Annotated in this window: 22 protein-coding genes; 8 read left to right on the top strand and 14 right to left on the bottom strand. The window is 63.6% G+C overall.

What is annotated here, in order from left to right; all coding sequences use genetic code 11:
• Positions 1 to 119 precede the first annotated feature (119 nt).
• The 6 genes from VGV07_RS13410 to VGV07_RS13385 all read left to right on the top strand — a co-directional run bounded on the left by VGV07_RS13410 (position 120) and on the right by VGV07_RS13385 (position 6,581).
• The gene (locus VGV07_RS13410; RefSeq protein ID WP_326869211.1) at positions 120 to 1,202 is read left to right on the top strand and encodes a LacI family DNA-binding transcriptional regulator; all 1,083 of its coding nucleotides are present in this window, start codon (positions 120 to 122) and stop codon (positions 1,200 to 1,202) included.
• Positions 1,203 to 1,207: 5 nt separating this feature from the next.
• Complete coding sequence (locus tag VGV07_RS13405) at positions 1,208 to 2,464, top strand: extracellular solute-binding protein (RefSeq protein WP_326869210.1); 1,257 nt, start codon at positions 1,208 to 1,210, stop codon at positions 2,462 to 2,464.
• 126 nt (positions 2,465 to 2,590) lie between these two features.
• Positions 2,591 to 3,622 carry a sugar ABC transporter permease gene (locus VGV07_RS13400; RefSeq protein WP_326869209.1) on the top strand — a complete coding sequence of 344 codons (1,032 nt, stop codon included), beginning with the start codon at positions 2,591 to 2,593 and terminating at the stop codon, positions 3,620 to 3,622.
• A complete protein-coding gene (locus VGV07_RS13395) occupies positions 3,622 to 4,500 on the top strand; it encodes a carbohydrate ABC transporter permease (RefSeq protein ID WP_326869208.1) in 879 nt (292 codons plus the stop codon). Before VGV07_RS13400 ends, VGV07_RS13395 begins: the two co-directional genes overlap by 1 nt.
• Positions 4,501 to 4,512: 12 nt before the next feature.
• Positions 4,513 to 5,505, top strand: coding sequence for a hypothetical protein (locus tag VGV07_RS13390; protein WP_326869207.1), 993 nt, complete (start codon positions 4,513 to 4,515; stop codon positions 5,503 to 5,505).
• A 5-nt stretch (positions 5,506 to 5,510) separates the two neighbouring features.
• Complete coding sequence (locus VGV07_RS13385) at positions 5,511 to 6,581, top strand: sn-glycerol-3-phosphate ABC transporter ATP-binding protein UgpC (RefSeq protein WP_326869206.1); 1,071 nt, start codon at positions 5,511 to 5,513, stop codon at positions 6,579 to 6,581.
• A gap of 237 nt (positions 6,582 to 6,818) precedes the next feature.
• Here the strand turns inward: VGV07_RS13385 and VGV07_RS13380 are convergent, their stop codons facing one another.
• From VGV07_RS13380 to VGV07_RS13360, 5 genes are all read right to left on the bottom strand, one after another.
• Positions 6,819 to 7,619, bottom strand: coding sequence for an alpha/beta hydrolase (locus VGV07_RS13380; RefSeq protein WP_326869226.1), 801 nt, complete (start codon positions 7,617 to 7,619; stop codon positions 6,819 to 6,821).
• 96 nt (positions 7,620 to 7,715) lie between these two features.
• On the bottom strand, positions 7,716 to 8,258 hold the full coding sequence (locus tag VGV07_RS13375) for an SRPBCC domain-containing protein (protein WP_326869205.1): 543 nt from the start codon (positions 8,256 to 8,258) through the stop codon (positions 7,716 to 7,718).
• 2 nt (positions 8,259 to 8,260) lie between these two features.
• Positions 8,261 to 8,914, bottom strand: coding sequence for a DUF998 domain-containing protein (locus tag VGV07_RS13370; RefSeq protein ID WP_326869204.1), 654 nt, complete (start codon positions 8,912 to 8,914; stop codon positions 8,261 to 8,263).
• 36 nt (positions 8,915 to 8,950) lie between these two features.
• Positions 8,951 to 9,814 (bottom strand): alpha/beta hydrolase, encoded by an 864-nt coding sequence (locus VGV07_RS13365; protein ID WP_326869203.1) that lies wholly within the window; start codon positions 9,812 to 9,814, stop codon positions 8,951 to 8,953.
• Between the two features lie 25 nt (positions 9,815 to 9,839).
• Entirely contained in the window at positions 9,840 to 10,409 is a 570-nt protein-coding gene (locus VGV07_RS13360; protein WP_326869202.1) for a dihydrofolate reductase family protein, read from the bottom strand.
• 355 nt (positions 10,410 to 10,764) lie between these two features.
• Between VGV07_RS13360 and VGV07_RS13355 the strand changes: the two genes are divergently transcribed.
• Positions 10,765 to 11,613, top strand: coding sequence for an AraC family transcriptional regulator (locus tag VGV07_RS13355; protein WP_326869201.1), 849 nt, complete (start codon positions 10,765 to 10,767; stop codon positions 11,611 to 11,613).
• A 922-nt stretch (positions 11,614 to 12,535) separates the two neighbouring features.
• On the opposite strand, the gene VGV07_RS13350 is transcribed toward VGV07_RS13355, so the two are convergent.
• Positions 12,536 to 14,116, bottom strand: a complete 1,581-nt coding sequence (locus VGV07_RS13350) for an ABC-F family ATP-binding cassette domain-containing protein (protein ID WP_326869200.1) — start codon at positions 14,114 to 14,116, stop codon at positions 12,536 to 12,538.
• A 231-nt stretch (positions 14,117 to 14,347) separates the two neighbouring features.
• Here VGV07_RS13350 and VGV07_RS13345 point away from each other — a divergent pair, with 231 nt between their 5' ends.
• Positions 14,348 to 15,037, top strand: coding sequence for a DUF1223 domain-containing protein (locus VGV07_RS13345; RefSeq protein ID WP_326869199.1), 690 nt, complete (start codon positions 14,348 to 14,350; stop codon positions 15,035 to 15,037).
• A 3-nt stretch (positions 15,038 to 15,040) separates the two neighbouring features.
• Here the strand turns inward: VGV07_RS13345 and VGV07_RS13340 are convergent, their stop codons facing one another.
• The 8 genes from VGV07_RS13340 to flgF form a co-directional block, all read right to left on the bottom strand.
• Positions 15,041 to 16,669, bottom strand: coding sequence for an MFS transporter (locus tag VGV07_RS13340; RefSeq protein WP_326869198.1), 1,629 nt, complete (start codon positions 16,667 to 16,669; stop codon positions 15,041 to 15,043).
• A 14-nt stretch (positions 16,670 to 16,683) separates the two neighbouring features.
• On the bottom strand, positions 16,684 to 18,192 hold the full coding sequence (locus tag VGV07_RS13335; protein ID WP_326869197.1) for a carboxypeptidase M32: 1,509 nt from the start codon (positions 18,190 to 18,192) through the stop codon (positions 16,684 to 16,686).
• A gap of 200 nt (positions 18,193 to 18,392) precedes the next feature.
• Positions 18,393 to 18,554 (bottom strand): hypothetical protein, encoded by a 162-nt coding sequence (locus tag VGV07_RS13330; RefSeq protein ID WP_326869196.1) that lies wholly within the window; start codon positions 18,552 to 18,554, stop codon positions 18,393 to 18,395.
• Between the two features lie 103 nt (positions 18,555 to 18,657).
• On the bottom strand, positions 18,658 to 19,278 hold the full coding sequence (locus VGV07_RS13325) for a hypothetical protein (protein ID WP_326869195.1): 621 nt from the start codon (positions 19,276 to 19,278) through the stop codon (positions 18,658 to 18,660).
• A 245-nt stretch (positions 19,279 to 19,523) separates the two neighbouring features.
• The gene (gene flgH, locus VGV07_RS13320) at positions 19,524 to 20,264 is read right to left on the bottom strand and encodes a flagellar basal body L-ring protein FlgH (protein ID WP_326869194.1); all 741 of its coding nucleotides are present in this window, start codon (positions 20,262 to 20,264) and stop codon (positions 19,524 to 19,526) included.
• Between the two features lie 20 nt (positions 20,265 to 20,284).
• Positions 20,285 to 21,232, bottom strand: a complete 948-nt coding sequence (flgA, locus tag VGV07_RS13315; protein ID WP_326869193.1) for a flagellar basal body P-ring formation chaperone FlgA — start codon at positions 21,230 to 21,232, stop codon at positions 20,285 to 20,287.
• A 14-nt stretch (positions 21,233 to 21,246) separates the two neighbouring features.
• A complete protein-coding gene (gene flgG / locus VGV07_RS13310; RefSeq protein WP_326869192.1) occupies positions 21,247 to 22,032 on the bottom strand; it encodes a flagellar basal-body rod protein FlgG in 786 nt (261 codons plus the stop codon).
• Between the two features lie 14 nt (positions 22,033 to 22,046).
• On the bottom strand, positions 22,047 to 22,784 hold the full coding sequence (flgF, locus tag VGV07_RS13305) for a flagellar basal-body rod protein FlgF (protein WP_326869191.1): 738 nt from the start codon (positions 22,782 to 22,784) through the stop codon (positions 22,047 to 22,049).
• Between the last annotated feature and the right edge of the window lie 191 nt (positions 22,785 to 22,975).

The raw sequence follows: 22,975 nt of genomic DNA, 5'->3' as shown, positions 1-22,975 counted from the left end.
GGCGACTTCGTCGTTGAACGCTTTCGGCCGCCCCTTGACTCTCGATCCTGTCTGCACTTATGACATCGGTGTCATGACATCGGTGTCAGTCGATGGGTGGCGCAAGGGGAGGGGAGCGCGTGGCGACGATCTACGATGTGGCGAATGCCGCCAAGGTATCGCCCAAGACAGTCAGCCGGGTGCTGAACGGGGATGCCCCGGTCGGCAAGAAGACGCGCGATGCGGTCAATGCCGCCATCGCGGCGCTCGGCTATGTGCCCTCTAACGCCGCCCGCATGATGCGATCCAACAAGTCCGGGCTGGTCGGGCTGATCACCGGCGCCATCTCGGACACCATCGAGCCGGCCCAGCCGGCCGGCTTGCCCGAGCTGCTGCTGGTGCGCGGTATCCAGCAGACCATCGGGCTCACCGGCAAGACGCTGATGATCGCCGATTCCGGCAACCGGTCGGAGCGGGTGCCCGAACTGATCAAGACCTTTCTCGAGCACCGGGTCGAGGGCCTGATCTATGTGGCGCCGTACCACCAGAACGTCCTGTTGCCGCCGCTGCCGAGCGATACGCCGATCGTTCTGACCAACTGTTTCGACGAGATCGGCACGCCCGCGGTGATCCCTGATGACCGGCGCGGTCAGCATGACCTGGTGGCGCGGCTCATCGCTGCCGGCCACGAGCGCATCGCCTACCTGACGTTGCGCGAGGATATCGTCGCCACGGGCCTCCGCCGCAACGGTTATCGCGAGGCCCTCGGCGAGGCAGACATCGCCTACGATCCGGCACTGGTGCAGTGCGGCGAGATCGGCAGCCCGGAAACCGAGACACAGGTGCTGTGGACCGCGATCGACCGGATGCTCAACCTCGACCAGCCACCGACAGTGTTCTGTTGCGGTAACGACCGACAGGCGCTCAAGGTCTACGGGATCCTGCGCTCGCGCGGGCTCGCCGTCCCCGACGACATCTCGGTCGCCGGCTACGACAATTACCGTGTCATTGCCGAGACGCTCTATCCGCCGCTGACCACGGTGGAGCTGCCCTACACCGCCATGGGCGTGCGGGCGGCGCAGCGGCTTCTCGAGCTGATTTCCGGCGAAGGCCGGAGCGACGCCGGCACCGACGTGGTCGCCGGGCCGGTCTACTGGCGCCAATCGGTTACCGAGCGGCGGCCATCCAACGTCTCACAGCTAAAACTCGTCAGGGAGGACTAACGACAGTGAGCAAACTATTCTTGGCAACGGGCGTGCTGCTCAGCACCGCGCTCTCATCCGGTGGGGCTTTCGCCCAGACCACGCTGACCATGTGGTATCATGGCGCCGGCAACGAGGTTGAGCAGAAGCTGGTCAACCAGATCATCACCGACTTCAATACCAGCCAGACGGACTGGAAGGTCGAGCTGCAGAGCTTCCCGCAGGCCGCATACAATGACAGCGTGGTGGCCGGTGCACTCGCCGGGAACCTGCCCGACATTCTCGACGTCGATGGACCGGTCATGCCCAACTGGGCGTGGTCTGGCTACATGCAGCCGCTGAAGATCGACGAGAGCAAGATTGCCAACTACCTGCCCGGCACCAAGGGCGTGTGGAACGGCCAGCTCTATTCGATCGGCCTGTGGGACGCGGCCGTGTCGCTGGTCACCCGCCAGTCGACCCTCGATGCTCTGGGGCTGCGCACCCCGACGCTCGAGCAGCCATGGACCAAGGACGAGTTCATGGACGCGTTGAGCAAGGCCAAGGCCTCGGGCAAGTATGAGTTCGCGCTCGACCTCGGCACCGCGTGGACCGGCGAGTGGTACCCCTATGCCTACTCGCCGCTGCTGCAGAGCTTTGGCGGCGATATTGTCGACCGGACGACCTACAAGAGTGCCGAAGGCGTGCTGAACGGCGACGCCGGGGTTGCCTTCGGCGAGTGGTGGCAGGGCCTGTTCACGCAGGGTTACGCCCAGGCGACGCAGGATCCGGCCGATCGCGACGCCGGCTTCAACAGCGGAAAATATGCGTTCTCGTGGAACGGCAACTGGGCGGCCATCGGCTCGCTCGCCGCCTATGACGACGTGCTGTTCCTGCCCGCCCCGGATTTCGGCGCCGGCCCCAAGATCGGCGCTGCGTCCTGGCAGTTCGGCGTCTCGGCCAAATCGGCGCATCCCGATGGGGCGGCCAAGTTCATCGAGTTCGCGCTGCAGGACAAATACCTCGCCGCTTTCTCGGACGGCATCGGGCTGATCCCGGCCACCGCTTCGGCAGCGGCAATGACCGAGAACTACAAGCCGGGCGGCAAGCTCGCGATGTTCTTCGATCTGTCGGCCAAGCAGGCGCTGGTCCGGCCGGTGACCCCCGGCTACGTGGTCGAGGCCAAGGTGTTCGAAAAGGCGCTGGCCGATATCGCCAATGGCGCCAGCGTCGCCGACACCCTTGATGCGGCGGTGGACGAGATCGACGCCGATATCGAAAAGAACGGCGGCTACGGCTTCTAGGGACTTCTCCCTCTCAGTCCCCAGGACGGGATCCCGGCTCCGGCCGGGGTCCCTGTGGGTTCGCATTTCCCGCGAGACAGGCACATGGCCTCAAAGTTCACACGCTCAAATCGGGTCGGATGGCTGATGGCCGGGCCGGCGGCGTTCCTCATCGCCGCCTTCGTGGTGCTGCCCTTCATCTTCGCCATCATCCTGAGTTTCACCAACCAGCGGCTGATCTCTCCCAACCCGACGCAGTTCACCGGGCTCAGCAATTACGAGCAACTGCTCGGAGTGGGCATCCTGTCGCTCGAGCCCGAGCGCGATGCTGCGGGTGCGGTGCTGCGCGATGCCGACGGGGCGCCGAGCTACAAGGCGCTCCGCAGCTACACTCGCAACAACCCCGAATACCCGCAGTTTGACGGGATGCGGGAATGGTTCAGCTTCCAGCAGGGCGACAATCGCACCTATGTGCTGGCGCGTGACGTCGTGTTTATGAAGGCCGTCGTCAACACCTTCATCTTCGTGCTGGTGGTGGCGCCGGTGCAGGCGGGGCTGGCGCTGGTCCTGGCGCTGCTGATCAACCAGCGCCTCAAGGGCATCAACCTGTTCCGCGCCATCTATTTCATGCCGGTGGTGGTTTCGATCGTCGTGGTGTCGCTGCTCTGGCGCTTCATCTATGACGGCAGCAGCGGGCTGCTGAACAACCTGCTCGGCGCGCTCAGCTTCGGGGCCATCCCAAAGGTCGACTGGCTCGGCAATCCGTCGACGGCGCTCGGCGCCATCATCGCCATGTCGATCTGGCAGGCGGTAGGCTTTCACATGGTGATCTGGCTCTCCGGCCTGCAGACCATCAGCCCTTCGCTTTACGAGGCGGCGGCGATCGAAGGCTCCAGCAAGTGGCAGGTGTTCCGCTACGTCACCTGGCCGGGGCTGAGGAACACCGCGGTGCTGATCCTCATCGTCATCACCATGCAGGCCTTCTCGCTGTTCTCGCAGATCGACGTGATGACCGGCGGCGGGCCACTCGACTCGACCCAGACCATTGTCTTCCAGGCGGTCGAGCGCGGTTACGGCAAGCAGGACATTTCGGGCGGCTCGACCATCTCGGTGATCCTGTTCGTCATCGTCCTTTCGATCTCGCTGCTGCAGCGCTGGCTCACCCGGGAGAAGAGCTGATGGCCACCATTGCATCCGACAATCGCGGCCTGAGGCTGGCCGTGCGCTATGCCGTGCTGATCCTGATCGCGGTGATCTTCATCTTCCCGCTGGTGTTCATGCTGATGTCGAGCCTCAAGCCCGACCAGCAACTGCTCAACGATACCGGCAGCCTCGCGGCCTTCCTGCCGGTGGGCGACATCTCGCTCGACAATTACACCGATGCCTTCAAGCGCGCGCCGGTGGGGCTGTTCATCTTCAACTCGGTGTTGGTGACCGGGGTGACGGTGCTGTTGTCGCTGCTCATCTGTTCGGCAGCCGCCTTCGCCTTCGTCTTCGTCGACTGGCGGGGCAGGGAGCTGGTGCTCACGGCGATCCTCGCGACGCTGATCGTGCCGTTCGAAACCATCGCCATCCCGCTGCTGTTGATCGCCTCGAAGCTCCCTTGGCTCGGGCTCGACGGGCTGACCTTTGGTTGGCTCAACTCCTACCAGGTGCAGATCGTGCCGTTCATCGCCGACGGGCTGACGATCTTCCTGTTCGTGCAGTATTTCAAGGATCTGCCGGGCGAGCTGATCGAGGCGGCTCGGGTCGAAGGCGCCAACTGGGGCCAGGTGTATCGCAGGATCGTCATGCCGCTGGCCGGCCCGGTGCTGGCGACGGCGGCGATCCTCAAGTTCCTCGTCATGTACAACCAGTACCTGTGGCCGCTGATGGTGGTGCAGGAGGAAGGCTACCGTCCGGTTATGGTGGGCCTGCAGTACTTCTTCCAGCTCAACCGGGCCTGGGGCGAGATCATGGCGTATCTGTCGATGATCACCCTGCCGGTGCTGGCCTTCTATCTTTTCCTGCAACGCGCATTCATTGCCTCGATCGCCTCGACCGGCGTCAAAGGCTGACGGAGCATTTTCATGGTCATTGCCCTCGAAAAGAAGTGGATCTGGGACAGCTGGTACGTCAATGACGGCCAGCGCTGGCACGGCTTCTTCCTCCAGGCCGACAAGAGCCTCGGCGACCCCGATCTCAGGCATTTCAACGTTACGCAGGGCCATGCCGTGTCCGACAACCTGGTCGACTGGCAGCACCTGGGCACCACGTTTGCGCCGAGCCCCGGCCCGGCCTGGGACGATTACACCACCTGGACCGGTTCGGTACTGCGCGGCGACGACGCGCTGTGGCACCTGTTCTACACCGGCACGACGCGGGCGGAGGAGGGGCTCATCCAGCGCATCGGCCACGCCACCTCGACCGACCTCCACAACTGGCAGCGCGTCGGCAACGGGCTCTGCCTCGATCTCGAGGGGCCCGCCGCGGCCCAGTATGAAGCCCAGCACGCCATCGGCCACTGGCACGACCGCGCCATGCGCGACCCCTGGGTGATGCGCGACCCCGGCGGCAAGGGCTGGGTGATGTATTTCACCGGCCGCGTCCCCAATGTTGCCGAGCCCAATGGCGGCGGCGCCATCGGTTTTGCCACCTCGCCGGATCTCTTCACCTGGACGCTGCAGCCACCGGTGTTCTCGGGCGGCTTCGGCCAGCTCGAAGTGCCGCAGGTCTTCGAACACCTGGGCAGATGGTACTGCCTGTTCTGCACGTCCAGTCAGCACTGGTCGGAGGCGTACAAGCGCTTCAACCCGCAGAGCCCGGTCACCGGCACCCATTACCTCGTCGCCGACGATCCGCGCGGGCCCTGGCAGATCGCCCCCGGCCCGTTCCTCGACGGTGCCGAGCCCTGTCAGCGCTATGCGGCGCGCATCGTTACGACCAGTGGCGGCCTGCGCATCCTCGGCTTTGCCGATACCGGCAAGGCGACGTTCGGCGGGTACGTCACCGACCCCGATCCGGTGCTCGTCGGCTCCGACGGCCACCTCAGCGTGAACCCCATCAGAGACGCAGCGGAGTAGCAGCCATGGCGCGCGTGTCGTTAACGGATATCAAGAAGGTCTACGGCTCCACCGAGGTGATCAAGGGGGTCGACATCGACATTGCCGATGGCGAGTTCGTGGTGTTCGTCGGCCCTTCGGGCTGTGGCAAATCCACCCTGCTGCGGATGATCGCCGGGCTCGAGGATATCTCCGACGGCACGCTGACCATCGGCGAGCGGGTGGTCAACGACCTGCCGCCCAAGGATCGTTCGATCGCCATGGTGTTCCAGAGCTACGCGATCTTTCCGCACATGACGGTGCGCGAGAACCTCGCCTTCGGGCTCACCATCGCCAAGGCGCCGAAGGCCGAAAAGGACGCCAAGGTGGCCGAGGCCGCCCGCATCCTGCAGATGGAGCACCTGCTCGAGCGGCGGCCGAGCCAGTTGTCGGGCGGGCAGCGCCAGCGCGTCGCCATCGGCCGCGCTATTGTGCGGCATCCCGGAGTGTTCCTGTTCGACGAGCCGCTGAGCAATCTCGATGCGGCGCTGCGCGTCGACATGCGGATGGAGTTGGCAAAACTCCACGCCGACCTTGGCGCCACGATGATCTACGTCACCCATGACCAGGTTGAAGCCATGACACTGGCCGACAAGATCGTCGTGCTCAATGCCGGGGTGGTGCAGCAGGTGGGTTCGCCGCTCGAACTTTACCATCACCCGGCCAACCTGTTCGTCGCCGGCTTCATCGGCTCGCCGAAGATGAACTTCCTCAAGGCCAGGGTCGAAGCGATCGACCCGACCGGGGTCAAGGTGGCCTCGGGCGACCTGGGCACGCTGGTGCTGCCCAGGGGCGGCGTGGCCGCGAGTGTCGGCGACGAAGTGACGGTCGGGCTCCGCCCGCACCACCTGGCCCAGAACGGGCAGGGGATCGGCGGCCAGGTCATCCTGGTGGAACGGCTCGGCAATGAGACCCTGGCAGTGGCGCGCCTGCCATCCGGCCAGCAGATCGTCGCGGCGCTCCCGGGCGACGTCGAGATCGCGCCCGGCGCGCCCCTCGGCCTCGCGCCGATGGCCGACAAGGCCAGCTTGTTTCTTGGCTCGGGGCTGGCGGCATAGGGAAGCTGATCCGAGTAGACTGCGGGGTGTGACTACCGCCGGCTGCTCAAGGCTGCGAGTCAGTATTCGCTTGGCGCCAAGTGCGGAGGTTCGGCAATGAAGCCTATGGCGACCGCCTCCGCGGTCCGCAATGGGAGCCGCTTAGCTGCCGAACCAAATCTCAGACAACGCACCGAATGACATCGGATCGTAGCCGATCAGGACTCCTGTAGCGAATTGCCGATCCAAGACAGCGCGTTAGGCGCCGCTGAGGAATCGAGCCAGTTTAGTACCGGTTTCCAGCGGGAACACCTCCGGAAAGAAATGGCCTCCCGGCATGGCCTCTCCTGATACGACGGGGGCAATTCGTCTCCAGATTCCAATGGGGCCATCGTGCTCTGCGTACCATGCATCTAGCGGCCCCCCTGAACTCCAAAGAACGCAGACTGGGCAATTGATCATTCGATCTGCCGCTTCGTCAGCTTCGTCGTGCTCCCGATCAATGCTCGCTGCCGCGCGATACTCATCGCAAATACTGTGCACATGGGCGGGATCGCTGATTGCCCGAATGTAGTCTTCCCTGACCTCGGGCGAAAAAACTCTGGCATCTGCCCCCCACTGCGACAGCGCATTGTCAATCACGGCATGAGGCGCGCCTAAAATTAGTTGCTCGGGCAGCGGAGCGGGCTGTGCAAGCAATGAAAATGGCCAGAAGGTGAGCACTAGTCGATCATCGGCACGACGCCAAACCTCAGCAATTGGCAACACGTCGAGGACGGCTAAGCGGATCACGGCGTTCGGATGATCCAAGGCCATCCTGTATCCGACTCGACCCCCACGATCATGTCCCGCGACTGCAAAGCGATTGAACCCAATGGCGACCATGGCTTCCAACAGCGTCTCCGCCATCGATCGCTTAGACATCGAACGATCGGCGGGGCAGTCACTTTCTCCGTAGCCTGGAAGGTCTGCTGCCACGACTGTGAAAGTGTTTGAAAGCAGTGGGACAACGTCGCGCCACATCAAGCTTGTCTCGGGAAAGCCGTGAAGAAGGAGCACGGGCGGACCATCGCCACAAATTCTTGCAAAGACAGCCCCACGGCTCGTTCTGATGCGCAACCCCGACCATTCCTTGCCCACTGCACCTCCTGCGGACTATTCGCCGGATAATCTGACGCGGGAGAACGGCCAGTTCTCGATGCGACAGTTCTTTGGTGTGAAAGCTGACATGAAAGGTGCCATCGCCATGATCAGGCGCCCGCCGAACGTAGGCTTCCCTGTCTCGACCAAGGACTTCAAGTTGTCCACGATAAACCGACCGGAGCCGCCCATCTTCGCGGTTTGCGTGCCGGCAACAACGTCGGAAACAAGAGTTAGTTTCGTCCCGCCTGGAACCGGCCCGAGTTCATAAGTTGTGACCCCCGGGATCTCGTCAGGCGCCATCGTGAAATTGATGGAGTGCGAGTAGCGAGTTGGGGCGCTAACGTCGAGAACTTTGCCATAGGCAACAACGTGTCTGCCGTCCTTCGATGCCATTCGCATTGACTTGCCAACGACGAGCCCGTCTTCCGTTTGGCATATTGCACCGAAAAGAAATGGCAACACTTCGTCAGTTCGCACGATGCGCCTCCAAACAGTCTCAGGCGGAGCCGCGATGATGACCTGCCATGTCTGCCGGTCCAGCGTTTCGTTGACCATTCCTACCTCCCACTAGCCGAGCGTACCGCGCGACCAAAGGTAGCGATTAACCAGACGAAAGAGAGGATAACCGCGGCGTAGAATCCAAGAACTGTTGCGGCACTGCCCGCACCAGACGCGATACCAGCGAAAGCTCCGAGAAAGACGAGCCCTGTAATAAGGGCGAACCAACCCCGACCGCTCTCTTGGGACTTGAAATGCACCCGAGCTCGAATTAAGGCCGCGGCTATGAATGCGAGGAAGCCGACGCCCCCGATGGCGAAGTGCACTAGACCTTGAGTACTGATTGCCGCGGTGTCGGGGGTACCCGGAGGGAAACCCGCCCCCGGATCAGCCTTGAAAATCCCGGCGAGCAACAGGCTGAAGCCATAGATAAGGAGCAGAACCGCACTGACCAGTCGGCCGCGGCCACTTTCGCCGCGTACGAGGCCAATGGCGCCTGCCATCAGAAGCAAGGCAGTCACGACGAAATTAGCGACCTGTACCCAACCGAAGTCCCCATTGACGAGTACGCTGAGTGGGTGGCGAGTAACATCGAAGCCGGGCCGAAGCAGAATCTGAAGCCCGCCAACGAGCAGGTATACCCATCCAGCTGCAACGCCTAGCCGAAGCATGGCGCGTGTCATATTTGCCGGCCCATCGGCGGTGGTGGTCATATGAACCCCAAAGTATCTGATGTTGGTTTCGCGTGCTCAGGGAAACAGAGCGCTATCTGGCGTTTCATCGCTTAGGAACGGCTCGATCAACTCGAGAAGTAGGTCGACCTGCCCGATCACCGCGGTGTGAGAACTGGCGGGTAGAATGGCCAGTCGAGCCGTAGGGAGCGGTTCACCCATGTCCCCCATCACTCCGCCGCCGAGAAGACGGAAAAGTTCCAGAGTGTGGTCCAGAGACGCGACATCGGCGTCGCCGCTAATGACGAGCACCGGCGCCTTGATCGTCCTTACCAGTTCTTCCCAAGCGAATTTCTCATGCTCGAGATCAATTAGCTTCTTGACGAGCGCCGGGTATCCGTTCGGATCAGCAGCAAGCGTCTGGTATGTCTTGGCCATCGGCAGAGCCATGAACATCTCAACGTTCATCGTTTCCTTCAGCGCCTTCAAGGCAGGCTGCCATCCGTTGGAATCGAAGGCGATCGAGGCCAGCGCCAGGTGCGCGACCTTTTCGGGATGGCGAACGGCAAGCTGCAAGCCGGCAACTCCCCCCATCGAGTAACCAAAGACGTCGGCCTTTTCGATGCCGACCGCGCCCATGAAGGCCGCAACGTCGTCGGCGAGAGCTTCATAGGTTATTGGCCGTTCGATATCGGTTGTTCGGCCGTGTGCCTGAAGTTCCAGCGCGTAAACTTTGTGGGTCTCGGCGAGCTTCGGGATGATCTGGCCCATCGAGACGATATTCATATGGGCGCCATGCAGGACGATCAGAGGGGTGCCGCTGCCCGACACCTCGTAGTACATCTCCATGCCATTGACGGTGACACGATTGCCCATGGGAGCCTCCTCGGCGAGCGCGAAAGTGGCGACGAACGCGAGACTTGCGGTCAGGATACGCAGCATCGATTTTCTCTGTTCTTGAATTGGATTACGCGCGTCCGTAGACCGCGTGAACGATCCCCGTGCCCAGCTGTTTGAGGTCCATCAGCTCGAAGCTGACGGCACAATTCGATGGAAATAGCCGCGTGCCACGGCCCAGTACTGTCGGATAGATCAACATATGGATTTGATCGATCAAACCGTGCGGCAGAAGTGAGTGAACTAGCCCCGCACTCCCATATATGACGATGTCGCCACCATCGTCGCTTTTCAGTTTCCTCACTGCACTGGGGACATCGCCTGACAGTATGGTCGTATTGCTCCAATCGGCGTGCTTCATGGTGTTCGACGCCACATACTTGGGCATAGCATTTAGTTTCTTGGCAAAGCCGGCGGGGTCATCAATCGTAGGCCAGACCGGAGCAAAGCCCTCATACGTCGTGCGACCCAACAGCACGATGTCCGCATCCCAGAGTTCCTGGTGTATGAGGTCGTCCCCTTCGGGGCCGCGGCTGTACGGACCGACCCAATTCCCCAGTCCGGAATTTTCCATTCCGACAGGGTCTTGAATTACGCCGTCGAGCGAAACATAGGTGCTCACTATCAGCTTCCGCGACATTGCAATCTCCGTGATTAGAATAATGATCGGTCAGGCGACCGCTATCAGTGGCCTTTCCCGCTTTGCCTTTTTGAGCGCTTCCACCATCGCCGACGTTTCTGCAGCAGGCACGGCGTCGGCCGTTGCTGGCTAGGCGTTCGGCAGAGTGATTAGCCACAGTCCGAAGCCAGCCAGCGGGACCAGAATCGCTCCAAAAATGGATGCGACCACGATGTTGCGTTCTCTCACAAATTGTCCCTTGGGTTGGCGTGCCGGTGACACTGCGCTATTCTCAGCAGACCCCATGGTGGCGATGATGGCAGTCGCATGCCCGCTGCACAGGCTCGATTCTTGCCCACCTTAACTTGAGGACTTGATGTCCGATCAACGCACGGCGCACGACCTGTATTCCAGCGAGAAGCGGCATTCGCTCGACCTGCCTCGCCTTAAGGTCACTTATGCGTGGATGCCGCCGTTTGAGGGTGCTTCGGTGACACGTCCAAACCGACTTGAGGTGGTATTCTCGCCGCACGACCGGGTTGTCCTGCAGCAGGGCGGAAGGCTCTATGATGTCAATGTGGAAGCGGGCGGCTTCTATGTCATTGGGGAAGAGCCGACAACGCTCGTGAATGTTCCGGAACACAGTGACACACTCGAAATGTACCCAGACATGGACTTGGTTGAGACAGTCCACGCGCGGAAGGTCGAGTTGGATCCGACGCTGGGCCGGTTGACTGGATCACAGCAGTTTACGCCCAACGGCGTGATGCTCGGTCTTGCCCATGTTCTGCGTCAAATGTGTTTGGGGCTTCGTGGCACGACCGCAATCGAAGTGAGTAGTATCGAACACGCAGTTGCCGCGCATATTACAGGCCTATCGAACTTCGCCGGGGGTGGGCGCCTCACTGGCAAAGTTCTCCGACGTATTGTGGATCAAGTCGAAGCAACCATGGCCGACCAACTCACTCTGGATGACATGGCCGCCCAGGCCTGTCTTAGTCCGTTTCATTTCGCGCGATCATTTCGCCGTTCGACCGGACTGTCCCCCCATCGCTACGTACTGGCGCGGAAGATGGATCATGCGAAAAACCTACTGCTAACAACGGACAGCTCGGTCGCAGCTATCGGAGCCGCACTTGCCTTTGACAACTTGCATCACTTTCGGCGGCAGTTCAGAAGTCATTTTGGAGTGCAACCCGGCGACCTAAGACGCGCTGCGTTATGATAAGGGTAGTTGCTTTGGCGAAGCAGGCTTTGCAGGCAGGGTCGTTCTCAGCGCAAGGGTCAACTGGCGAACGTCCGCTGTGAGCCGCAAGCGGAGGTGCGGTCGGCGATCCTACGATTAGTTTGTGCCTCGACACGCGGGATAATTGCTATCGGAAGCTCTGTTGACTGGCAGGCGGACCTTGCACACTTGGCGGACTGAATCGGCCAACCATCGCCACCCGTTCCACTTGACCTCTCAAGACGCGTTCGACACAGTGTCGCGGACCTCTCGGTCAGAATACGCTCCCTGTCGGATAGTGACGCGCTCGTCGCCTTACGGGGTATCGCTGCCTACGTTGGCGACGGCTACCTTCGTCGCTGCACCAAGCCGCCCCAAGTTTCCCATCGAACTATATTGGTTCGGTGACTACTTAACGGTGATCCGAGCAGGAATGGGTCGCAGCGAGTTGCTTGGCGCACGCTTGTTGGCGATAGGCGACCACCCGGTTGCAGAGGTGCACGAGCGTTTGCAGTGGCTCATTTCCAAGGTGAGAACGGGTGGTTCGTACTGGCGAAAAGTGTCGAGCTGATTTTGCGAACCGGAGGTTATCGCCGCGCTCGGCATCGAGCCGTGTTTCGGGTTCGTCGATCGAAATGGTCGGGAGGAAGTCGTCGTTCTTTTTGCGTCAAACGAGGTGTTGGGCCATGCTGAAAACGCGCCACACTCCTGCTGCCGTCCAGCGCTCCCACCATGTCGGCGGCGGAAACGGTGGCCCTAGAGAGCGACAGCGTGCCCAGCAGGGCAGCAGTCATCGTCTACGCGTTGCGTATCGAAACCTTCCCTTATTGTTGTGATCAGGCGGCTCCTTTGAACTCCTCCGCCAGATCAGGAACGACAGGCCCGCGCGCTCACATTTCCGGCCGGATACATTCAGATCGCGCTAGCTCAACACGATTTCTCTTTCAATGCCGATCGCCTCGAGGAAGTCGCGATCATGGCTGACCACCAGCAGCGCGCCGTCAAAGGCGCTCAATCCGGCCTCCACGGCCTCGATGGCGTGGATGTCGAGATGGTTGGTCGGCTCGTCGAGGATCAAGAGTTCAGGCGGCCTGCCGCTGCCGATCGTGCAGGCGAGTCCGGCCCGCAGCATCTCGCCGCCGCTCAGCTGTCCGACCGGCTTCAGCGCCGCATCGGCGCGGAACATGAAGCGGGCGAGAGCCGAGCGTGCGGTGGTCTCGCTGTCGTCGGGGTTGAGCCGCAGGTAATTCTCGCGGATGGTCTCCGAAGGATCGAGCAGGCTCACTTCCTGGTCCAGCAAGGCATGGCGCCGCGCGATGCGCACCGCGCCGCCCTGGGGGGCAAGCGCGCCGGTGATCAGGCGGAGCAGGGTGGTCTTGCCCGAACCGTTAGGTCCGGTGATCGCCACCCGCTCGGGGCCGGTGATGGCAAAGCTCTGGTTGCTGATGACAGGGGCGTTGGGCACCGGGCCACCGGTCAGCCGATCAAGCTGCAGCACAGTCGTGCCATTCGACAGCCCGCTCGGTTCCAGCCGGACGGCCATCGGCTGCAGCACCTCGATCTCCGCTTTGGCGGCGGCGAGGGCGGTGCTGGCGCCGGCACGGCGTCGCTCGCTGAGCTTGGCTTGCTCGCCGCTGGTGTTTTCCGCGTTCATCTTCATGCCGCCCAGCATGATGCGCGGAATGTCGCCCTTGGCGGCCTTGCGGGCGCCGGCACTGTCCTTCCTGGCTTTGCGCTCACGCTGCAACTGCGCCTTGCGGTCGAGTTCGCCAAGCGTCCGCTCGGCGCTGGCGAGGCCCTGTTCGGCCGCCGCGAGCTCGATGGCCTTGCGCTCCTGGTAGAGATCCCAGTTGCCGCCATAGGTGCGGGCGCCGATCGTGGTGAGCTCGACAATGGCGTCCATCTGCCTCAGCAGCGCGCGGTCGTGGCTGACGACGATGGCGCCGCCGCGCCAGCGCTTCAGCAACTCGGTCACGGCGGCTCGGCCATCGCGATCGAGGTTGTTGGTCGGCTCGTCGAGCAGCACGGTGTCCGGCTGTTCGATCAGCAGGGCGGCCAGCGACAGCCGGGTGCGCTGTCCGCCGCTCAGCGTGGCCGTGGGGCGATCGAGCGCCAGCGGCGGCAGGCCGACATCGGCGAGCGCGGTTTCAATCCGGCCGGGCAGCAGCCAGTCGGCCTGTTCGGCATCCTCGAGCGAGCCGGTGCCGGCCTCCAGTCGGTCGAGTCGTGCCAGTTGTTCGGCGCAGCCGAGTGCATAGGCGACATCGGCGTCGGAGCGTTGCACCGCCTGCCGCAGCACGCCGAGCGTCCCGGAAACGACGATCTCGCCGCTGGACGGCGTGAGTTCGCCGAGCAGCAGCTTGAGCAGCGTGGTCTTGCCGGTGCCGTTGCGGCCGATCAGGCCGGTGCGAACCGGGCCGAAGGAAAGATCGAGATCTGAGAAAAGGGTGACGCCATCAGGCGTCTTGTAGCTCACCGCTTTGAGCGAAATGGAACCGGGCATGGTTGGACTCCGGGTGACGGATCAGGGTGTGTTGATCGGTCATGCGGATATCCATTGGGACCTGCCGGCTGGTGTTGCGGATGGGCGGAAAATAGGGAGGTTCGCCCGGATGTCAACCTTTGGCATCGAGGTCACAAACCCGAGAGCAGGCGTAACCATGCGCCCTGGCGGTGCGAATGAGGCAGTGAGGAGAGGCCTGCCTCCCGAACTCAGCTGATCAGGATCCCGATGATGAAACTTCCTTTTGCCGTAGCCATGTTGGCCTTCTTGCCGGCGTTCGCTGGTAGTGCCGTCGCCGCGGAGCCGCAACCGGCAGCGGTGGTGGAGCTCTTCACCAGCCAGGGCTGTTCGTCCTGCCCGCCCGCCAATGCCAACCTGATCGAACTCAGCCGCCAGCCGGGAGTTCTCGTGCTCAGCTTTGCGGTCACCTATTGGGATTATCTCGGCTGGAAGGACAGTTTCGGCAAGGAGGAGTTCACCGAGCGGCAGCGCGTCTACGAGCCGCCGCTGCAGCAGCGTGGACCGTATACACCGCAGATGGTGGTCAACGGGCGCGCCACCGTGGTCGGCAACAATCTGGGGCAGGTGCAGCAGCTGATTGCCAGCACGCCGCGACCGGCCGGTCCGCCGGTCACGGTATCGGCCAGCGCCGTGCGGATCGGTGCGGGGGAAGCCCCGGCGGCAGCCGATGTCTGGCTGGTGCGCTACGATCCGAATGTCGTCGAGGTGCCGGTCGGTCGTGGCGAGAACACCGGCCGCACGCTGCCGCATACCCATGTCGTGCATAGTCTCGATCGGCTCGGGACGTGGTCGGGCGCTGAACTGTCGCTGACCTTCGGGCCAGCCGCTGACGGTCTGCGCACAGCAGTGCTGGTGCAGGAGCGGAACGGCGGCCCGATCCTCAGCGTCGCCACCGACTGAGCCTCACGGGGGGTCGATGGTGCGATTGGCGGCAATGGCGGCGAACCAGTTGGGCGGGCGCTCGATCATCCGGCGCACCACCGGGCGCTCCGGGCCCTGGTGCAGGTTGCGCAGCTGTTCGCCGATCACCTCGTCGGCATGGGTGAGCCGCTGGTTGTGCCGGGCATACTCGGTCCAGGTCGGGCTCTTGTAGCTTTCGACCCAGACATCGGTTTCCGAGAGGTCGCGGCGCAGCACCCACTCGCGGGCGCCATCGCGCATGCGCACCCGCTTCCGATCGGCCATGACGCGCAGGAACTCGCGCACGTCCTGCGGGCGGATCCGGTATTCGATGGAGATGACGATGGGACCGGAGCGCGGTTCGATCGGCAGCGCGATCTGCGGTTCCTGCCAGCGATTGGCCGGATCGAGGTCGAGCATGACGCGCGGCGGGATCGACAGCAACAGCCCGACGGCAGCGCCGACGACGAGGGCAATGGCGGAAGCGAGCAGCGCGTTGCTGACGCCGAATTCTTCGCCGGCGACACCCCAGAGCCAGCTGCCGGCGGCGAGGCCGGCAAAGGTTGCGGTCTGGTAGAGCGACAGCGAGCGGCCGACCACCCAGCGCGGGGTGGAGAGCTGCACGGTGACGTTGAACAGCGTGAGCGCCAGCACCCAGCAGGCCCCGCCCAGCAGCAGGGCGACGCCGGTCAGCCAGGGCGAGGGGCTGAGACCGGTGACCGCGGCACAGATGGCAAAACCGAGGAAGGCGAGGCGGACAATGGCTTCGCTCGAGAATTGTTCGGCCAGCCGCGCGCTGATCAGCGCGCCGCCGACGGCACCGAGACCGAAGGCGCCGAGCAGCAGACCGTAGACCAGCGGTCCACCGCCGGGGATCTGACTCGCCACCACCGGCAGCAGCGCCAGCACCGAGCTCGCGGCGAGGCCGAAGATGAAGCTGCGGATGAGCACTTTGCCCAGTTGCGGCGACAGCGCCATGTAACGGATGCCGGCCAGCATCGCAGCACCGACCGCTTCGCGCGGCAGGCCAGCCGGGGCGGGAGCCGGCTTCCAGCGTAACAGCACGAACAGCAGCCCGAGATAGCTGACGAGGTTGACGGCGAACGCCGCCGCAGCGCCGGCGACGGCGACGATGATGCCGCCCACCGCAGGCCCGAGACTACGGGAGAGGTTGAAGCCGATGGAGTTGAGCGCCACGGCCGAGCCGACGCTGGAGCGAGGCACCAGATCGCCGACCGAGGCCTGCCAGGAGGGGTTGTTCAGTGCGGTGCCGCAGCCGATGAGAAAGGTGAAGGTGAGCAGCAGCCAAGGAGTGATGAGCCCGAGCAGGGCGCTGAGGGTCAAGAGCGCCGAGATCGCCAGCATGAAGAACTGCGCCACCAGCATGACCCGGCGCCGCGGGAAGTTGTCGGCGATCGCGCCGCCGAGCAACGAGAACAGCATGATCGGCAGGGAGGTGGAGGCCTGGACCAGCGCCACGAGGTCGACCGAGTTGGTCAGCGCCGTCATCATCCAGGCGGCGCCGACGCCCTGAATCAGGGCGCCGAAGCTCGAGACAAGGTTCGCAACCCAGATGTTGCGGAACGTTCCATGCTGCAGCGGCTGCAGGACCGATGGTCGATCCTTGGCCATGGATTACCCCCCGATCAGCCCAGGTAGCGGCGCGTCAGGTGCTCCTGGAAGTGGCGCGCGTTGAGCTTCTCGCCGGTGGCGCGCTGCAGCAGCTCGGGCGTCGAGTACTTGCTCGCCTCTTTCCAGATGTTGTCGCGCCGCCAGTCGTTGATGCCGACGAAGCGGCCGTTGCGCATATCCTCGCGGGCATTGGGCTGATCTCGCTCGATGGCGCTCCACAGCTGCGCCGCGATGATGGCGCCCAGCGTGTAGCTCGGGAAATAGCCGATGGCGCCTGACGGCCAGTGCACATCCTGCATCGGGCCATCCTTCATGTTGTCGATGGTCGAGAGCCCCAGATACTCGCGCATCTTGGCGTCCCAGGCTGCCGGCACGTCCTTGGGCGCCAGTTTACCGCTGATCAGGTCCTGCTCCAGCTCGAAGCGCAGGATGACGTGCAGCGGGTAGGTGGCCTCGTCGGCATCGACGCGGATCAGACCGCGCTCGATGAAGTGAACATGCGCGAGGACGTCTTCGAGCTCCCAGCCGGCAATGGCGGCCTCGCCGAGCTTTTCGCGCACATGCGGCATCGCCCATTCCCAGAACTCGGGCGAGCGGGCGATCTGCTTTTCGACAAACAGGCTCTGGCTTTCATGCATGGCCATGCCGCGGGCCCGACCGACCGGCCAGTGCGTCCACTCCTTGGGCAGGCCCTGTTCGTAGAGGCCGTGGCCGGTCTCGTGCAGGATGCCCATCAGCGAGGTGAGGAACTCGCCTTCGGTGTAGCGGGTGGTCATGCGGATATCGGTCGGCACGCCGCCGCAGAACGGGTGGTGCGAGACGTCGAGCCGGCCATGTTCGAAATCGAAACCGACGGCCTCCATCATCACGAGGCCCAGCGCCTTCTGCTTGTCGATGGCGAAGGGCGCGTTGAGCGGCTTCAGCGGGCGCTTCGCCAGCTTTTCCTCCTGGTGGGCGAGCGCCGCCGGGACGAAATCCTTGAGGAAGGTCTTGAGGTCATTTAGCACCGGCGCCACGTCGGCGACACGGTTGCCGGGGTCATACTGCTCCATCAGCGCGTCATAGGGCGAGAGGCCCAGCACGTCGGCGCGCAGTTGCGCTTCCTCGCGCGCGGTCGCCACGAGCCCCTCGAAGGCCGGGAGGAACCCGGCCCAGTCGCCGGAGGGGCGCAGTTCGCGCCACAACTGCTCGGCGCGAATACGGGCATTCACCTGCTTACGCACGAAGTCGGCCGAGAGGCAGGTCATGTTGGTGTGGACGCGGCGGAACTCGCGGATGGCTAGGCGCTGCATCTCATCGAGCGGCTCGGCCTCGGCATCGCCGAGCCAGTCGCCGACTTCCGGCGCCGTCGCCATCTCGTGGTACATGCCGGCCAGCATCGACATGGTCTCGGCGCGCTTTTCGCCGCCGCCCACGGGCATCATCACCGCCTCATCGACGCCCAGCATCGACTGTGCATGCTCGATGGCCTCGAGCTTGCGGCTCAGCGCGTCGAGTTTTGAGAAGGCGGAATTGGCTGACATGAGTGGCCTCTTGAGGTGAGCAGCAACCGCGGTGGCGAACGTACTACCGGGTCATTCCCGCGAACGCGGGAACCTCTGTTTAGGATGTCGCCGCTGGCAAGAAAACAGGGATTCCCGCTTTCGCGGGAATGACCCGGCGTTTGGTTTACCAAATCAGATCAACGGGAATGACGCTCAGCTTTGCGTGTCGTCCGGTCCGGTCAGTCGCGGGGTTGTTTCCACAGCCCCATCGCCAGCGCTCCGGCGATGGCCAGCGCGATACCGATGCCAATTCCCATGCCGATGCTGCCGGTGATCATGCCAATGACCACACCGATCGCGACGCCCACGCCGATGATTATCCCATAGTTCCTGCCCCGCATGGTGACCTCCGTCTTGGTTGGTGTGCTTGGCGAACGAACGGAAGCTGCGACAGTTCCTCAGGAACGACGGCCGCCCAACAGGGGCGGCCGTCAGCAGACGCCGTCAGAGCGCCGCGCGGCAGACGACGCGCACCTGGTAGGCGGTGTTGTCGTGGTGATCGTAGCCGCCCTGATGGGAGTCGTGCTTACCCTTCTTGTTGTTTGCCTTGGAGTCGGCCCAGGCGGAGAAACCGACGAAGGCGAGGGCCGTGGTCTTCTGGTCCTTCGACAGGACCTGTTGCTTGGTCATGCCTTCCGCCATCTTCTGCTTCATCAGGTTGTCGCAGGCCGTCTTCGGCGTCGTCATCCAGGAGAGGCTGCCGGGCTTGGCAAAGACTTCCAGGCTCTTGCCGTAGACCTCCCAGCCCTCGGAGCGGCCGACATTCTTCTCGAACAGGCTGTTGTTCTTGCCGATGCCGAAGACCTTGACCTTCCAGACGCGGTTCTGGCCCGCCGCCTTGGCGAAGACGCGGACCATGTACTTGTGGGCCTTCTGCTCGGAGCCGGTATAGCCCGAGGAGCGCGAGTCGACGTAGATCGGCGCCGTGTCGATGCCTTCGGCGACGATATCGACCTTGGCCATGTTGCTGCCGGCCTGGGCCGGGGTGATCACCGCGAGCGGCGCGGCGACGGCGAGAACCGCCGGGAGCAGCGCCAGGCGGCGGGTGAGGGTAGTGACGTTCATGTTGGTTACTTTCATCAATGTGAAATGAGGCTGGCAAAAGCCTGCGCCGCCTCGCCTAAACCGCCACTGAATTCGTCGTTCACCTCGCCAAGCCATTGTTCTCAAACGGGGAAAGGGCGCAGCCGGGGAGACTGCGCCCTCTGGGGCGGGTTCTATTCTGGAACCGGCCGAGGCTGACGGCACCAATGGGGGATTGTGCCGGCAGCGATGGGGAAAGCCGGAGGAAGGGGCCTCCTCCGCGCGGCTCAGAAGGGGAGGATCGCGTCGGCGATCTGCTGGCCGTAGCGGGGTTGCTGGACCTGGGTGATCTGGCCGCGGCCGCCGTAGGAGATGCGGGCTTCGGCGATCTTGGAGGAGGGGATGGTGTTGTCGGCGTGGATATCCTCGGGGCGGACGATGCCGGCGACGATCAGTTCGCGCACTTCGAAGTTGACGCGCACCTCCTGCCGGCCCTCGATCACCAGGTTGCCGTTGGGCAGCACCTGCACCACGACGGCGGCGACCTGGGTGGCAAGGCTCTCCTTGCGGTTCACCGAGCCCGAGCCGCCATCGGCCATGTCGCCCGAGGTGGTGATCTTGCCCGAGGCCTGCACATCGGCCAGCGGCACCTTGCCGCCGAAGATCGAGCCGAGCACACCGCCGACGCTGCCTTCCGACGACGAGGTGCGCTCGCGATCGGTGGAGTTCGAGATCTTGGCGCTGTCGTCGATGGTGACCATGACCGTCAGGATGTCGCCGATCTTGTGAGCGCGCTGATCCTTGAAGAAGCCGCGGGCCTCGTTGGAGAACAGCGAATTGGGCTGATACGAGGCGACCACCGGTTCGGGCATCGGCATCTGCACCGGACGATAACCTGCCTGGGCGGTCGGGTCGGCAATCGCGGTGAGCCGCGGCTGCTGACCGACCGAGGCCAACTGATCCATGGTCGAGCAGCCGGCGAGGAGGGCGGTGAGCGCGAGGGTGGCGAAGAGTTTCATCGGGTTCATTTCAATTGTCCTTTCGCCCATCACAGTCCGGCGACCTGCAGCTTGGTGGCGGCGGTGGTGATTTCCACCGTGCCGTTGGCGGTCGCGACGCCGTTGAGGATCTTTCGGGTTACCGTGTTCATCACCTGCACCGGCTGGCCGGTAACGGCATCGCCGAGCGACTGGCCGATCACGGTCAGCGTCATCGGGCCGGTGCGCAGCAGCACGGTGACCTCGGTGTTGCGGCGCACCGCCAACGGCTCGGTGACATCGGCGGCCTTCAGCATGACGCCGGCGCGCGAGTTGCGGCGGAGTTGCTTGCCGACGAGATCGTCGAGGTTCTCGACGCCGGACTGGTCGGCGAAAGCGAGCGAAACGCGTTTCATTTCGATATCGGCAGGGCCCAGCACAGCGCCGGCCTTCAGCGAGGCAGCGAGGTGCGGCACTTCAACCAGGAGGTCGATGCTGCCGGAGACGTCGACCGGCAGGTCCATGCCGGCGACCTGGAAGCGGGCAGAAAAGCTGGCTGCACCCGGCTGATAGCGTAGCGCCAGCAGCGTCACCGGGGTCTCGATGGCTTCGGCATTGTAGCTGAGCGCCGGGTCGCTGAAGCGGGTGTGGAGTTCGGCGCCGGCGGGAAGCAGGCCGCGGGCGGCGAGATCGGCAGAAATGAGGCTCGTCAGCGTCGCCGTATCGACCACCGTTACGCGGCGCTCGACGCGGACACTGAGCAGGCCATCCTGCGTGTAGTCGGTGAGCCCGGCCTTGGCCGCCGCGGCGCGCACGGCGTCGAGGCTGACGATGCCGGTGGTGCCGGGCTCGGGAGCGCGGAACAGGGCGCGTTCGGCGAGGAGGCCGGCGTCTTCGAACATGTCGCCGACGGTGATGACCGGGTGGTTGACCGAGACCTCCGCCTTGAGCACCGGCGCCGCGAAGGCAGTGGAACTGGCGAGTGCCACGAACAGGGCCGGGAGGATGAGTTTCTGCATCTAGCGTCTCCCGATCAGCGCAGCTGACTGGCCGACTGCATCATCTCGTCGGCGCCGGAGATGACGCGGGCGTTCATCTCGTAGGCGCGCTGAGCGGCAATCAGGTCGGCGATTTCGGTGACGGAGTTGACGTTGCTGGCTTCGAGATATTCCTGCAGCAGGTCGCCCATGCCGTCCTGGTTGGGCGTCCCCACCTGGGCCGGGCCGCTCGACGCGGTCTCGACGAAGAGGTTGTTGCCGGCCGAGGCGAGGCCCGCCTTGTTGACGAAGCGCGCCAGCTGCAACTGGCCGACCGTGGTTGGGGCGGTGTCGTTGTCGAGAAACACCTCGACGGTGCCATCAGGGCTGATCGACACCGAGTTGGCATTGCCGGGAATGGTGATGCCGGGCTGGATCTCGTAGCCGTCGACATTGACCAGTTGCCCCTCGGGGCTGCGCTCGAACGAGCCGTCGCGGGTATAGCCGGTGCGGCCGTCGGGCATCTGGACGACGAAGAAGCCTTCGCCGCGGATGGCGACGTCGAGTTCCTTTTCGGTCGGGGCGACGGTGCCCTGGCTCATCACACGCGGGGTTGCGGCGGTGCGCACACCGGAGCCGACCTCGATGCCGACCGGCGCCATGGTGCCAGTCTCCGAAGTGGTGCTGCCGGCCTGGCGCTGCACCTGGTAGAGCAGATCCTGGAACTCGGCACGCGCCCGCTTGAAGCCGGTGGTGCGCATGTTGGCGATGTTGTTGGAAATGACTTCGACGTTGCGTTCCTGGGCCGCCATGCCGGTCGAAGCGATGTATAGGGCTTTCATCTGATGTGCTCCGATCAGCCGTTGAGGTTGCCGAGTTTCTGGATCGCCGTGCGGCGCTGGTCGTCCTGCTTGGAGATCAGCGAGGCGATGCTCTCATAAGCGCGCTGCACCCGGATCATCTCGGTCATCTCGCCGACGCCATTGACGTTGGATTTCTCGATCGAGCCTTGCACAACAAGTGTCTGGGTCGCTTCGAGCGGGTTGGTGCCGGCCCACAGGTTGCTGCCTTCACGGGTCGTCGACTGCATGTCGTCGAATTCGACGAGGCGGAGACGCCCCTTCTGTCCGGCGCTGGAGGAGATCGAGCCGTCCTCACCGATCATGATGTCGGTTTCGCCGGCGGCGAACTGGATCGGGCCGCCAGTACCGAGCACCGGGTTGCCGTTGAGGTCGACCAGCGTGCCGGATGCATCGATGCCGAGCGAGCCGGAGCGGGTATAGCGCTCGCCGGCGGCGGTCTCGACGGCGAGGAAGCCGTTACCCTGCAGGGCCACATCCAGAGGGTTGCCGGTCTGCACCAGAGTGCCGCCGGTCATATCGTGCATGGTGGTCCAGTCGTCGGTGTAGCTGAGAGGCTGGTCCAGCGTGGGGAAGTCGCGATCCCGGGCGACCGGCATCAGGTACTCTTCGAACAGCAGTTGTTCGGATTTGAAGCCAGAGGTGTTGATGTTGGCGATGTTGTTCGACACCACGTCCATCTGCCGTTGCAGGCCGATCTGCCGCGACAATCCGATGAGCTGCGCATTTTCCATGGCCGCTGAAGTCCCCGTTACGTCCCCGAACCTTTCGACCTCCCCAGGCCGTCGGGCTCGCCATTAACATTGCAGCAACCATGCCAAGTCGCGAATGCTAGCAAGATCAATATGTTAAGCGACCTAACGGGTCGGCAGACTCCGCCACTTGGCCTGCCGCATGGCAAAAACTGCCCGGCAATTTGTGCCGG

The organism is Devosia sp., from assembly GCF_035944845.1.
In the GTDB taxonomy this organism is placed as follows: Bacteria; Pseudomonadota; Alphaproteobacteria; order Rhizobiales; family Devosiaceae; genus Devosia_A.
This window is presented reverse-complemented; position numbering and strand designations above follow the sequence as displayed.

Coding starts and splice junctions, on each gene's coding strand:
- VGV07_RS13400 (WP_326869209.1), top strand. CDS start 2,591: ATGGCCGGGCCGGCGGCGTTCCTCATCGCCGCCTTCGTGGTGCTGCCC.
- VGV07_RS13395 (WP_326869208.1), top strand. CDS start 3,622: ATGGCCACCATTGCATCCGACAATCGCGGCCTGAGGCTGGCCGTGCGC.
- VGV07_RS13390 (WP_326869207.1), top strand. CDS start 4,513: ATGGTCATTGCCCTCGAAAAGAAGTGGATCTGGGACAGCTGGTACGTC.
- VGV07_RS13385 (WP_326869206.1), top strand. CDS start 5,511: ATGGCGCGCGTGTCGTTAACGGATATCAAGAAGGTCTACGGCTCCACC.
- VGV07_RS13375 (WP_326869205.1), bottom strand. CDS start 8,258: ATGGTCAACGAAACGCTGGACCGGCAGACATGGCAGGTCATCATCGCG.
- VGV07_RS13370 (WP_326869204.1), bottom strand. CDS start 8,914: ATGACCACCACCGCCGATGGGCCGGCAAATATGACACGCGCCATGCTT.
- VGV07_RS13365 (WP_326869203.1), bottom strand. CDS start 9,814: ATGCTGCGTATCCTGACCGCAAGTCTCGCGTTCGTCGCCACTTTCGCG.
- VGV07_RS13360 (WP_326869202.1), bottom strand. CDS start 10,409: ATGTCGCGGAAGCTGATAGTGAGCACCTATGTTTCGCTCGACGGCGTA.
- VGV07_RS13355 (WP_326869201.1), top strand. CDS start 10,765: ATGTCCGATCAACGCACGGCGCACGACCTGTATTCCAGCGAGAAGCGG.
- VGV07_RS13350 (WP_326869200.1), bottom strand. CDS start 14,116: ATGCCCGGTTCCATTTCGCTCAAAGCGGTGAGCTACAAGACGCCTGAT.
- VGV07_RS13345 (WP_326869199.1), top strand. CDS start 14,348: ATGAAACTTCCTTTTGCCGTAGCCATGTTGGCCTTCTTGCCGGCGTTC.
- VGV07_RS13340 (WP_326869198.1), bottom strand. CDS start 16,669: ATGGCCAAGGATCGACCATCGGTCCTGCAGCCGCTGCAGCATGGAACG.
- VGV07_RS13335 (WP_326869197.1), bottom strand. CDS start 18,192: ATGTCAGCCAATTCCGCCTTCTCAAAACTCGACGCGCTGAGCCGCAAG.
- VGV07_RS13330 (WP_326869196.1), bottom strand. CDS start 18,554: ATGCGGGGCAGGAACTATGGGATAATCATCGGCGTGGGCGTCGCGATC.
- VGV07_RS13325 (WP_326869195.1), bottom strand. CDS start 19,278: ATGAACGTCACTACCCTCACCCGCCGCCTGGCGCTGCTCCCGGCGGTT.
- flgH (WP_326869194.1), bottom strand. CDS start 20,264: ATGAACCCGATGAAACTCTTCGCCACCCTCGCGCTCACCGCCCTCCTC.
- flgA (WP_326869193.1), bottom strand. CDS start 21,232: ATGCAGAAACTCATCCTCCCGGCCCTGTTCGTGGCACTCGCCAGTTCC.
- flgG (WP_326869192.1), bottom strand. CDS start 22,032: ATGAAAGCCCTATACATCGCTTCGACCGGCATGGCGGCCCAGGAACGC.
- flgF (WP_326869191.1), bottom strand. CDS start 22,784: ATGGAAAATGCGCAGCTCATCGGATTGTCGCGGCAGATCGGCCTGCAA.